The following is a 13,240-nucleotide window of genomic DNA, read 5'->3' as shown; positions in this document are numbered from 1 at the left end:
CCCGCGAAATACCGGCATGGCGCTTTTCCGAATTGTTGCTTTATTAACCAAAATCAATAATTCTGCCCTGTCATCTGGTAACATGTCCGGCGTAAAATCCTACGTACGTTGCCAGCCCTCGATTTAACATTATCTCTTTGTATTACAGACGAAATAATAAGAATAACGGCGCGATACACGATAAAAACGTGACTTATTTCCCGATCATAAGAAATCTGGATTAAAGGCCGTAAAATTTAGACCGATAACCTTTTCAGCCAGGCTGATTTTGTTGAACTACACCAGCAGGAATAACAATAATGAAAGCTCTTTTACTCAGTGCGCTGCTCGCACTGATCCCGCTGTCGGCTGTTGCGGGCATGGCGGGCGGTCAGATTGGCGTCAGCCTGACCATCCTGCCGGGTTGCAAGATTGATGCTGCGCGCACAGGCACTTCCGTCATCTGCGCCAGCCACACGATGATGCAACCGCATATCAGCGAAATCATGATTAATGCCGTGCCGGGAATTAGCATCGGTTCGAAGCTGGTGACTGTCGAATGGTAACCCCCTTGTGAATGCTCACTTACCTGAGCACCCTGTTCACACCGACGGTTTCAACATAAAAAAAGCCCGTCTGCATAGCAAACGGGCTTTTTCTTTAAGACGGATATTTAGATACTAAAGGAAGAACCGCAACCGCATGTCGTTTTTGCATTCGGGTTGGTCACCACAAAACGTGAACCTTCCAGACCTTCGGTATAATCCACCGAACCGCCAACCAGATATTGCAGGCTCATCGGGTCAACCACCAGCGCCACACCGGCTTTTTCGATGGTCATGTCGCCGTCATTAATTTTGTCGTCAAAGGTGAAACCGTACTGGAATCCGCTGCAACCCCCACCGGTGATGTACACGCGCAGTTTCAGGTTCGGGTTTTCTTCGTCGGAAATCAGGTTTTTCACCTTACGCGCCGCGGCCTCAGTAAACTGTAACGGCAACGCGGTTGTTTCATTCAACAATGCTTCACTCATAATTTCTCACTCCCAATCCGCATTTGTTCAGGCCGCCGGATTGACTGTCTGAATAATATACTCATTATCTTATACCTGAGTTAATGCTTCAAGTATGGGCATTTTTGGCTGCGCTGTCCTGCTTATTGATGCCTTCAGCGGCGATCTCACCCTGCGCTTTTTCCGCGTTCTCACGTTCCTGCCTCTGTAAGGTGCGGGTCAATATGGCGGAATACAAGGGCTTACCCCCCAGAAATTGCGCCAGCAGGGTCGCGCCCAGGCAGGTAATGATCATCGGTAAAATCAGCTGATAATTATCGGTCATCTCCAGTACCAGCACGATACCCGTCAGCGGTGCACGCACGCTGGCGGCAAATAACGCGCCCATCCCGGCGATGGCAAAGGTGGCAGGCTGAATATCATATTGCGGAAACCAAGCCAGCGCGGCGGTGCCGAATGCGGTGCCGAGCAAAGTGCCCAGCGCCAGCATCGGAGCGAAAATCCCGCCCGGTGCGCCGGAGGCAAAGCACAGCAGCGTAGTCACCACCCGGACAACAAAGATCACCAGCAACATCATCAGGCTGTATTTTCCTGCCGCCGCCAGCGGGATCAACGCAAATCCGCCACCGGTGACTTCCTGATGCACCAGCCCGAGCAGGCCGCAGAATCCGCCCAACATGCCGCCGATGATCAGGATTTTTCGCAGATTTCCGCCATGCACACGGGCAAACATATCCTGTGTGCGGAAAATCAGCGCATTGAAACTGACGCCGACCACACCAAAGACCATGCCCAGCACCAGATACAACCACAGCGTATTGAGCGGCGCACTCGCCAGCCTGCCGACTTCAATCACCGCGCCGTCGCCGTTAAAAATACGGAAAACGATACTCGACATGATCACGCCGATAAACACCGCTTTTATCGAGATCAGGCTGTAACGGAACTGCAGGCGCATCTCTTCGAGAATGAACAGGATACCGGCGAGCGGTGCGTTAAATGCCGCAGAAAGCCCGGCCGCCGCGCCGGTAGCCAGCAACGAATGCCGCGCCTCCGCGCTGCGCAGCCGGAAAATATCGACCATCATTTTCCCGACATTCGCGCCCATCTGCACGGTTGGCCCTTCCCTTCCCAGCACCATACCCGCACCCAGCGTGCCCATGCCGCCAAAGAATTTCACCGGGATCACCCGCCACCAGCGCACCGGCCGTAATTCCTCCAGTGCGCCTTCGATTTCAGGGATCCCCGAACCGCCCGCTTCAGGCGCATAACACCGGACCAGATAATAGCCGACCATCGCCAGCGCGGCAGAAAACACAAATGTCAGCGGCCACAGCAGGATCCAGTAATCATTGAAGACGCCCAGCCCGGCAAGCCGGACCGCCATCACCCAGTTCACTGCTTTCTCAAAAGCCACGCCGAGTAAGCCGGCAACCGTACCGACCACTGCGGCGACCAGCAAAATGGTGACCGGCGTTTTATCACGACGCAGTAAAAGGCGCAGGATTTCGCTGCGTTTGCGCGGGCCGCGCACGGGCGCATCCGCTAAAATTTCAGTGTCTGATTCATTCATCTCAGAAAGGGAAATATAAAAAATGTTATGGAAGATGGATGGATTTAATCATACAAATTGCCGTCCTGACAGGATCTGCAACAAAATGCCGCACGGTTAGCGGTTTGATAACGCCGCTCAGTTCACTAGAATGGGCGCATAAATCTTTCCGTGACATATTGAACCCAGCAATTCAGGAGCCGAATAATGAGTAAGTCAGAAAGTCTGTTCACGCAGGCGCAAGCGCTAATCCCGGGCGGTGTTAACTCGCCGGTACGTGCCTTCTCCGGCGTTGGCGGCGTCCCCTTATTCATCGCGCGCGCTGACGGCGCTTTCCTGTTTGATGCCGATGGTAAAGCCTACATTGACTACGTGGGTTCATGGGGACCGATGGTGCTTGGCCATAACAACGCCGAAATCCGCAATGCGGTGATTGAGGCGGCTGAGCGCGGCCTGAGCTTTGGTGCACCGACCGAGATGGAAGTGAAAATGGCCGAGCTGGTGACCGGCCTGGTGCCTAGCATGGACATGGTGCGTATGGTGAACTCCGGCACCGAAGCGACGATGAGCGCGATCCGTCTGGCGCGTGGTTTCACCCATCGCGATAAAATCGTTAAATTCGAAGGCTGCTATCACGGCCACGCCGACTGCCTGCTGGTGAAAGCCGGTTCCGGCGCGCTGACCCTCGGCCAGCCGAACTCGCCGGGTGTCCCGGCTGATTTCGCCAAACATACGCTGACCTGTACCTATAACGATCTCGATTCCGTCCGTGCTGCATTCGAGCAATTCCCTGACGACATCGCCTGCATCATCGTGGAGCCGGTCGCAGGCAACATGAACTGCGTGCCGCCATTACCGGAATTCCTGCCGGGTCTGCGCGCAATTTGTGATGAATTTGGCGCACTGTTGATCATCGACGAAGTGATGACCGGTTTCCGCGTCGCACTGGGCGGTGCTCAGGAGTATTACGATGTGATGCCTGACCTGACCTGTCTGGGTAAAATCATCGGCGGCGGCATGCCGGTGGGCGCATTTGGCGGACGCCGCGACGTGATGGAAGCGCTGGCACCGACCGGTCCGGTTTATCAGGCAGGCACGCTTTCCGGTAACCCGATTGCCATGGCGGCCGGTATTGCCTGCCTGACGCAGGTCGCGCAACCGGGCGTACATCAGACCCTGACCGAACGCACCACCCAACTGGCCGAAGGCTTGCTGGACGCGGCGCAGAAAGAAAATATTCCGTTCGTGGTGAACCACGTCGGCGGCATGTTCGGGCTGTTCTTCACCGATGCAGAAACCGTGACCTGCTATCAGGACGTGATGAAATGCGACGTTGAGCGTTTCAAAAAGTTCTTCCATCTGATGCTGGAAGAAGGCGTTTACCTGGCCCCTTCCGCCTTCGAAGCAGGCTTTATGTCTCTCGCGCATACGCCGGAAGATATTCAGCGCACGATTGATGCCGCACGACGTTGTTTCGCTAAGCTTTAAGCGCCAGTCAAGTCCGCTCCCTCCCCTGCGAAGGGGAGGAACTAAGGCCGCGTCCAAAGAAAAATCTGCTCTAACATCCCTATTTTCTATTGGCTGAAATTCTCTATCCCGCCTGCTTTCTCAGCAGATAAATAAAGTACGGCGCACCGATAAAGGTGGCGAGCAGACCAGCCGGGATCTGATCCGGGAAAATGATCATCCGTCCGCACCAGTCCGCAAAGACCATCAGCAACCCGCCGAGAATACTGGCGACCATCCACTGCGGAACCGCCCGGCGAAAGCCCATCATGCGCGCCATATGGGGTGCCATCAGCCCGACAAAACTCAGCGGCCCGACAGTCAGCGTTGCCGCCGCCGTCATCACCGCCGCCAGCAGTAAAATCGCCAGGCGGGTAGGCGTCAGCGCCAGTCCGACTGATTTCGCGGTCACGCTCCCCAGCGGTAAAATATTTATCCAGCGGCGGCAGAATGGCACAAGAACCATCAGCACCCCGGCCAGAATCAGCGTTCGCCAGGCGGCTTCAGCGGATACGGAATAGGTTGAACCTGAAAGCCAGGTCAGCAGGCCACCCATTCGCGGATCGCCGCTCGCCAGCAGCAACGTCATCAGCGTGGTGAAAGCGGTACTGAGCGCGATACCGGTCAGTAACATACGTTCGGCCGAAAAACTTCGCAGCCCCGAGGCCACCATAATCACCAGCAACGTCAGCGCCGCACCCGCACTGCCCGCAGGCAGCAGCCAGACAAAGGCATCGCCCGGGACGATAAACATCATCACCACCACGCCGGTCGCCGCACCGGAACTGATCCCCAGCACTTCCGGGCTGGCCATCGCATTACCGGTCAGTTTTTGGATCAGCACACCGGATGACGCCAGCATAATACCCGCAGCCAGCGCCGCCATCACGCGCGGCAAACGCCACGGCAGCAGCGCCTGTAAATCTGCACCGGTGGACCAGCTCCAGCCAGTGGCATTGCGTCCGGCCATCAGTGCAACCATCAGCCCGAGTAACAGCACGGCGAGCGCCAGTGACACCCAGCGCACCAGATGCTGACGTTCAACCGGTACGTGATCGCCCTGATCCATTGGCGGCGGTGTCATGTTATTGCGTAAACGCGGCAGCAGCCATAACAGCAGCGGCGCGCCCACCAGCGCTGTCGCGGCACCGGTCGGAATCTCCATCCAAAATGTGGTGAGGGTTTGCATCACCTGATCGGTAAGCCAAAGCAGCAGCGCACCGATAACCGGCGCAATGATCAGCCGTGCAGCCAGACGACGTGCACCGAGCATTTTCGCCAGAAGCGGGGCAAACAGGCCGATAAAACCGATGATCCCGACCGCATTGACCAGTTGCGCACTCATTAAAATCGCCAGCGTCAGCACAGCAAGACGCGCCGCTGACAGGCCGAGGCCAAGATTTTTGGCGACGCCATCATCCAGCCCCAGGAGCGTCATCGGACGCTGCAACAGAAACGCCAGCAGCCAGACGATAATCACCCGCGGCAGCAGGAAGTTCGCGATATCCCAGTCCTGCTGGTTCAGCGCCCCGCTGCTCCACATGTACAGACTTTGCAGGTTCTGGTAGTTGAAGATGCCAATCAGGCCATTCACCGCTCCGCAATACAAGCCCAGCACCAGACCGGCGAGGATCAGCGTGACCGGTGACATGCGTTTGCCCCAGGCGATGCCGAACACCAGTGCACCAATCACCACCGCGCCAGCCATGGCTGCAAACTGCTGGGTGATCATCCCGCCCGGCAGTGCCCACAACGTGGCGACCGTCAGGCCGAGCTGCGCGCCTGCCGAAACACCCAGCGTCGCGGGCTCTGCCAGCGGATTACGTAATACCTGCTGGAACAGCAAACCAACCAGCCCCAGCCCGGCACCGGCCAGCAAGACCACAGCGACGCGCGGCAGCAGGCTGTAATGGAAAAGCATCTGCTGGACATTATCGATATCAGGCTGCCACAACGCCCCGCGCCACTGCGCATAAGGCAGTTGCTGATTCAGGTTGTAGAGACTGAGCACACCGGCGGCCAGCGCCAGAAGTATAAGGAGAGTCAGCGAAACGCTGAGTGAACGGCGGTTCATACCGGTTTCCCCAGAGTGCTGGTGAGAATTTTACAGAAATTCATCGCGCTGAAGGTTGCACCGTAATACCAGACGGCGGGCACGATGCTGAACTGGTTCGCGCGCACAAACGGCATGGATTTCCACAGCGGCGTTTTTGCTACTGCCTCCATCATGTCGGCGTTGTCGTGTTCGAAACACAACACGCGGGCGTTTTTAATGCTGGTCAGGCGCTCGACGCCGACCGATACGCTGCCCCAGAAACTGCCTTCCCCGGCCCAGGCGTTGGTCAGCCCGAGCTCACCCATCACTTCATGGAACATGCTGCCCATGCCAAACACCAGAACGTGGCGCGTATCAATAAAGGTGATTAACAGCAGCGGCTGCTGCGCGACCGGCTTCAGCTGTTCGCGGGTTTGCAACAGCGTGTCACGGTACAGCTGCAAATGCGTTTCGGCGCGATCCTGTAAACCGAGACGATCCGCCAGTTTATGCAGGGAACTGATGGCCAGATTGAGCGGTTTTGCCGAACCGTCATTGGCTTTGACACCCAGAACCGGCGCGATGGATTCGAGCTGACTGGTCGTCGGACCATAACCGGCGGTGATCAGCAGCAGCGAAGGTTTTAGCTGCTGGATAAGTTCCATATTGGGTTCGGTACGCTGACCGACATCAATCACGCCCGGTGCCAGCGGTGGTTCAACCACCCAGGTGTTGTAATTACGGATATCGGCAATTGCCAGCGGCATCACGCCGAGTGCGATCAACAGTTCAGCCGGTAACCATTCGAGAGCAATAATGCGGCTGAGATCGGGACGCGATGCCGACAGCGCAGGCACCGAGGTCAGCAACGGAGAAAGCGCCATCATCTGCAACAGACGACGACGGGTGATTCCGGAAAAATTTGAAATATCAGACATATCAGTATACGAAGCTCACCGGCGCGCCACCCGCAGGATGCGGCAGAATACCCATCGGAATGCCATAAATCTGTTCCAGTACCTCGCCGCGCATCATCTCTTCCGGCGCGCCCTGGGCAATCATTTCACCACCGCGCAGCGCCATCAGTTGATCGCAATAGCGGGCAGCCATGTTCAGATCATGCAGCACGGCGATCACGGTTAAGCCCTTCTCACGGCTCAGACGCTGGATCAAGGCCAGCACATCTTTCTGATGGGCGATATCCAGCGCAGAGGTCGGTTCATCGAGCAGCAGGCAACGGCTGTCCTGCGCCACCATCATCGCCAGCCAGGCACGCTGACGTTCGCCGCCGGAGAGGCTGTCCACCAGACGCCGGGCGAACGGTTTGAGGCCGACCAGCGCAATGGCTTCTTCGACCTTTTCTTTATCCTGATGTTTGAAACGACCCAGTGCGCCGTGCCACGGATAGCGGCCAATCGCCACCAGTTCCTGCACGGTCATGCCTTCTGCGGCGGGGAGCTGCTGCGGCAAATAGGCAACCTGACGCGCAAAGGCTTTGCTGTCCCACTGCGCCAGCGGCGTGTCATTGAGGTAAATCGTTCCGGATGTCGCCGCCTGATGCCGCCCGAGCATTTTTAATAACGTCGACTTTCCTGACCCGTTGTGACCAATCAGGCCACACACTTTCCCCTGCGCAAAGGTCAGGGATAATGGCGCGAGAAGCGTGCGTCCCGGGACGCTGAAACTCACGTCCTGCAGGCGGAAGACGCTGTCTGGCAGCGGGGAAGACGGATGTACGTTGTTATCAGGCATAAGATTTTCTACGTCGACATCGGGTTGAGAACAGGAAACGGGCACGACCTGCGTGCCCGGATTTTAGTGCTTACATACTGACTATTCGAAGACTCTTAAAAACGGAAGGTTGCGGTGGCAACCACCTGACGCTCCGCGCCCCAGTAACAGGCGTAATCGCGGTAGCAGCTTGCCACATACTCGCGATCCAGCAGGTTATTGACGTTCACGCCAACGGAAGAGCCCGGCAGACCAAAGCGTGCGAGATCGTATTTGATCGTCGCATCAACCAGTGTGTAACCGGCAACATTAAAGGCTTCGTTAGTCTTATCGCCCGTCGTGTAGAAGCTGGAGGTTGAACCGAAGTAACGAACGCCGGAACCCACAGTCAGGCCGCTCAGTGCAGTTTCGTGGAAGGTGTAATCCGCCCACAGTGATGCCATGTTCGCAGGCACTTCAGCAGGACGCTTGCCTTCATAAGCAAGGTCGTGCGTGTACTTCGCATCGGTATAGGTGTAAGACGCCGTCATGTTGATGTTGGCGTTGAGTGCGGCTTTCGCTTCCAGTTCCAGACCACGGGAACGAATCTCACCTGACTGAACGCTGAAGGTATTCGTCTGATCGGTAGGATCGTTGGTCAGGTTTTTGGTTTTCGTCAGCTGATATACGGCTGCCGTCAGACTGATCGGACGATCGTTCGGAATGTATTTCACACCCGCTTCGTACTGTTTACCGATTGATGGATCAAACGGCTTCCCATCCTTGTTAGAACCCGCTGTCGGTTCAAAGGATTCGCTGTAGCTGAAGTACGGGGAGATACCGTTATCAAACAGGTAATTCAGACCGCCGCGCCAGGTAAACTGTTGGTCATTAATTTGCGTAGCGCTGTTGCTTGAACGGGTAAACGTCGAGCTTTTTGCGAAATCGTAACGACCGCCGACGGTCAGGATCCACTTGTTCCATTCCGCCTGATCCTGTGCGTACAGACCGGTTTGCTCCTGACGGTTGAGAACTTCATACGGGAAGTACAAGGACACATTACTGTTGCCGTACTGCGGGTTGCTCATGTTCAGATTACTGGCGGAACCATAATCGGCATCAATGTCGTTACGCATACGCATGTAATCCACACCCATCAGCAAGGTGTGATCGACATCTGCGGTGGCAAATTTAGCCTGCGCCTGGGTATCCACATCGAAGTTAGCCAGTTTCTCTTTTGACTGAACGTACGCGCGGCTCATCACGCCATTCCCGACATAACCGGTGCCGTAAACGCCTTTGTATTGGGTATCGAGTTTAGTGTAACGCAGGTTCTGACGTACGGTCCAGGTGTCGTTAAAGCCGTGTTCGAAGCTGTAACCGACCATTTTCTGGTTGCGGGACATCTTGTTGCTTTCTTCGCCTTCGTTGAAGTCGGTCGGCAACTTGTGTGCTTTACCGTTGGCGTCGTAATACGGCACCACGGTGCCCTGACGCGGTAACCAGCCGTAGAAACCGGCATCCGGATCGTTCTGGAAGTTGCTCAGGAAAGTGAAGTTGGTTTTATCATCAGGACGCCAGGTGAAAGACGGCGCAATACCGTAGCGTTTCTCTTTCGCCATCTCCTGCTGAGTATCCTGGCTGTGCGCCACGCCGGTCAGACGGTAGGAATACACGCCCGCGTCGTCGATGGCGTCGCTGAAATCAAAACCGGTCTGGTACAGGTTGTCTGTACCCATTTTGAACTGCACTTCTTTCAGCGGTTCAGTGGTCGGGCGTTTACTGACCATGCTGACTACGCCGCCCGGATTACTCTTACCGTACAGAACGGAAGACGGCCCGCGCAGCACTTCAACACGCTCGAGCATGTACGGATCCATCGACACTTCAGAATAGTTGTCACCCTGAAGTTTGATGCCATCGAGATACTGGTTGGTGTTCACCGATGTGAAACCGCGGATAGCGATCGCATCATAGGTGGAAGAACTGCCACGGCTGGCGAAAACGCCCGGCGTGTAGCCTAAGGCTTCTTTTACTGAAGCAGGCTGTTTCATGTCCATTTCTTCACGGGTCACCACGGAAATAGATTGTGGCGTTTTCACCAGTGGCGTGTCGGTTTTTGTGCCGGTCGCGCTGTGTTTTGCCGCGATAGTGGCCGCCGGCCCCCACGCAGATTCGGGTGCCGCTTCGGCCATCGCCGAGCTGGTCACGTTTATAGTGTCTTCTTTTGCCGGGGCTGTGGTGGCTGCACTCGCATAAAACGCGGCAGAGCCGAGCGCAGCGGCGAGGGTTAAAGCTAACGTCCGGCGCTTAAATGCACCTTTTTGGACTGAAGTTGAAAGCGAGCATTGAGAAGCCATTGCATAATCTCTGGAAGAGTAATGGGAATGTAAACGATAATTATTATTATGAACGTTGCATATTATGCTCAATGCTTACGCGGCTGCAAGCCTATTTAATGCATGGCTTTTCCGAATGAATAAAAAGTATCCTCATGTTAAATGTGGGTAAAAACGCTTATAAATTAAACGGGAATGAATGTGACTTGCTTGCTGGAAATGTGAAATGGGGTAGGTAAATTTGGATTAAGAATGACAAATAAAAAAGGGCGCAATTTTCATTGCGCCCTTTTTAGCTTTACGAAATCAATTAATTATCAGTTGCCTGAGCCAAACATATCCTTGATCCAGCCCGCCACGCCGTTGCTGTCTTTCTTCTCATCCTGAGATTGTGGCTGTTGCTGCTGTCCGGATTGCTGCTGTTGTTGTTGTTGTTGCTGTTGCTGCTGGATCTGTTGTTGCTGTTGCTGAACAGCGCTCACAGAAGCCTGACACATGGCGTCCGGCGAATCAGTCCAGACCGGGATTGAACGCACCGCGCCACTGCCGCCCAGCAAGCCGCCGCTGTTGCCACAGACAAAGTTACCGCTGCCATCAATATTCATCGTACTGATGCCTTCCGGCATTTGCAGATCCAGGGGCTGAGGTGTGCCGTTTTCCAGATACCGTCCGTAAAGCACCAGCGCACCGGTAGAACCCCACAGTTTGGACGGGCCGTTGTTGTCGCGGCCTACCCAGGTGATCGCTACCTGATTGCCATCGATACCGGCAAACCAGCTGTCACGCAGTTCGTTCGACGTACCGGTTTTCGCCGCCAGATGCAGTTTCGGGAACTTGTTCGCCAGCGCGCGCGAGGTCCCTTCCTGCACTACCTGCTGCATGGCATACAACGTCAGATACGCTGCCTGAGAAGGGATCACGCGCACAGCCTGCGGGAAGCTCTGATAGAGCACGGTGCCGTCTTCCGCAATTACCGAGCGCACCGCAGACAGTGGCGCTTTGTTGCCGCCACTGGCAATGGTCTGGTATTCCTGCGCAACTTCCATTGGCGTTAACGCAATCGCACCCAGCAACATTGATGGCGTCTGGTTCAGCGACTCTTTAGGGATCCCCAGATCAATCAGCGTCTTGGTGATGTTGTCGAGACCAACAGCCATCCCCAGATTAACTGTCGGGACGTTCATCGAGCGCGCCAGGGCATCCACCAACAGAACCTGACCGCGGAACTGATGGTCATCGTTTTTCGGCGACCATGTCTGACCATTTGCCAGTTTCAACGTCAGCGGCTGATCGGCAAGGATGGTATTGAGCCGGTATTTATCCGGCTGAGACAACGCGGTCAGATAGGTCGCCGGTTTCGCCAGCGAGCCGACCTGACGTCGCGCCTGCATCGCACGGTTGAAGCCCGCGAACTGCGTTTCCGCGCCGCCGACCATCGCCCGCACTTCACCGGTATAACGGTCAACCACCACCATCGCCGTCTCGATATCATTCAAACCGCTTTTCTTACGCAGTAACGGAATGCCTTCCTCGACCGCTTTTTCCGCCGCATCCTGAGAAATCGGATCCAGCGTGGTGAAGATTTTCACCCCGGACATATCCTGAACTTTATCGCCCAGTTTAGCCTGCAGTTCCTGACGCACCATCTGCATAAACGCAGGCTGCGGCGAAATCACCCCGCCTTTCGGCTGCACGCCCAGCGGACGCGCGCTGAGCATGTCATACAGTTCCTGATCGATAACTTTCTGATCAACCAGCAAACGCAGCACCAGATTACGACGCTGCAAGGCCATTTGCGGATTACGCCACGGGTTATACAGCGAGGCACCTTTCACCATACCCACCAGCAATGCCTGCTGATCCAGACTCAGTTCGTTCACCGGACGGCCAAAGTAATACAGGCTTGCCAGCGGGAAACCGCGGATTTGATCAGAACCGCTCTGGCCGAGATACACTTCGTTCAGATACAGCTCAAGAATGCGGTCTTTGCTGTAATCTGCATCCAGCAGGATCGCCATCACCGCTTCACGCGCTTTACGGCTCAGCGAACGTTCGTTGGTCAGGAACAGGTTTTTCACCAACTGTTGCGTCAGCGTTGATCCCCCCTGCACCGCATGACCGGCGGTGAGGTTAGCCACCACGGCACGACCGATGGAATAGAAGTTGATACCGTCATGCTCATAGAAATGACGGTCTTCCGTGGCCAGCAGCGTATCGACCAGCAAATCAGGGAAGCCGGAACGTGGCACGAACAGACGCTGTTCACCGTTGGCGTTAGACGCCTGCAACATAGTGATCAGACGCGGATCGAGGCGGAACAGACCGAAATCACGCTGGTTATCCAGGTTTTTAATCTCGGAAAGACTGTTGCCGTCAAACATCAGGCGGGCGTTGACCTGCCCTTCTTTTCCTTCCGGAAAATCAAACGGACGGCGCAGCAAATCAATGTAATTCGCGTGAACCGTAAACTCGCCCGGACGGGTTATGCGCGTCACTTCGCGATACTGCGTGCCTTCCAGCAATCCGACCATTTCAGCTTTGCTGATTTGCATGTCCGGCTCAAGATTGACCTGACGACCATACACTGCCGCAGGTAACTGCCAGACTTTGCCGCCATCGATGCGGTCATGAATTTGCTTGTTGAGATAAACCGCGTAAATCCCCAGCAAAATCAGGAAGACGACAAACAGTTTGACTAATAACCAGAACAGACGGCGCCTGGCGCTTTTCTTCCCGCCTTTGTTCGCTTTACGCGGCGGGGCTTTACGGCTCATGCGTGACTCCCGTTCTTCTTCGTAGTCATCATCATCCTCATACTCGTCATCGATTTCCTCTTCGTATTCTTCGTAGTCGTCATCCCGGCGGCTACGGCGAACGGGACGAGCCCGCGCAGGCTTGCGCCCGGCAGGTTTACCTTTACGGCCAATCGGCTCGCGATCATCGCCAGACATCAGTCAATCTCCCAACGTGCTGCTGTGTTCGTCATAATGATTCTGCTTAGCTGAGTCATTTTCATTTTTGATTTCAAATGGATAGTCTATCTGGCCTGAAGTTCAGGCCGCAAGGCGCTTACTCTGTGCCCCGCTTTATGTTTCGCCCAGAAGAAA

Annotated in this window: 9 protein-coding genes; 2 read left to right on the top strand and 7 right to left on the bottom strand. The window is 55.4% G+C overall.

The genetic code is table 11. The features are described 5' to 3' along the window. Positions 1–299 precede the first annotated feature (299 nt). A complete protein-coding gene (locus UC14_RS07255; protein WP_013576931.1) occupies positions 300–545 on the top strand; it encodes a hypothetical protein in 246 nt (81 codons plus the stop codon). A 107-nt stretch (positions 546–652) separates the two neighbouring features. On the opposite strand, the gene erpA is transcribed toward UC14_RS07255, so the two are convergent. Beyond that, entirely contained in the window at positions 653–1,012 is a 360-nt protein-coding gene (gene erpA / locus UC14_RS07250; protein WP_013576932.1) for an iron-sulfur cluster insertion protein ErpA, read from the bottom strand. Between the two features lie 88 nt (positions 1,013–1,100). Beyond that, positions 1,101–2,564: a H(+)/Cl(-) exchange transporter ClcA gene (gene clcA / locus UC14_RS07245; RefSeq protein WP_041673167.1), complete on the bottom strand. Its 1,464-nt coding sequence runs from the start codon at positions 2,562–2,564 to the stop codon at positions 1,101–1,103. Between the two features lie 186 nt (positions 2,565–2,750). Here clcA and hemL point away from each other — a divergent pair, with 186 nt between their 5' ends. Beyond that, a complete protein-coding gene (gene hemL / locus UC14_RS07240; protein WP_013576934.1) occupies positions 2,751–4,031 on the top strand; it encodes a glutamate-1-semialdehyde 2,1-aminomutase in 1,281 nt (426 codons plus the stop codon). A gap of 103 nt (positions 4,032–4,134) precedes the next feature. Here the strand turns inward: hemL and fhuB are convergent, their stop codons facing one another. From fhuB to mrcB, 5 genes are all read right to left on the bottom strand, one after another. Continuing rightward, complete coding sequence (gene fhuB / locus UC14_RS07235) at positions 4,135–6,123, bottom strand: Fe(3+)-hydroxamate ABC transporter permease FhuB (RefSeq protein ID WP_112197471.1); 1,989 nt, start codon at positions 6,121–6,123, stop codon at positions 4,135–4,137. Continuing rightward, positions 6,120–7,022, bottom strand: a complete 903-nt coding sequence (fhuD, locus tag UC14_RS07230) for a Fe(3+)-hydroxamate ABC transporter substrate-binding protein FhuD (RefSeq protein ID WP_037033375.1) — start codon at positions 7,020–7,022, stop codon at positions 6,120–6,122. Before fhuD ends, fhuB begins: the two co-directional genes overlap by 4 nt. Position 7,023: 1 nt before the next feature. Beyond that, positions 7,024–7,836, bottom strand: a complete 813-nt coding sequence (gene fhuC, locus UC14_RS07225) for a Fe3+-hydroxamate ABC transporter ATP-binding protein FhuC (RefSeq protein WP_013576937.1) — start codon at positions 7,834–7,836, stop codon at positions 7,024–7,026. A 95-nt stretch (positions 7,837–7,931) separates the two neighbouring features. Further along, positions 7,932–10,154, bottom strand: a complete 2,223-nt coding sequence (gene fhuA, locus UC14_RS07220) for a ferrichrome porin FhuA (protein ID WP_112197470.1) — start codon at positions 10,152–10,154, stop codon at positions 7,932–7,934. A gap of 296 nt (positions 10,155–10,450) precedes the next feature. Next, positions 10,451–13,084 (bottom strand): bifunctional glycosyl transferase/transpeptidase, encoded by a 2,634-nt coding sequence (mrcB, locus tag UC14_RS07215; RefSeq protein ID WP_112197469.1) that lies wholly within the window; start codon positions 13,082–13,084, stop codon positions 10,451–10,453. Positions 13,085–13,240 lie beyond the last annotated feature (156 nt).

This window comes from Rahnella sp. NRRL B-41462 (genome assembly GCF_003263525.1).
GTDB classification, from domain to species: Bacteria; Pseudomonadota; Gammaproteobacteria; order Enterobacterales; family Enterobacteriaceae; genus Rahnella; species Rahnella aceris.
This window is presented reverse-complemented; position numbering and strand designations above follow the sequence as displayed.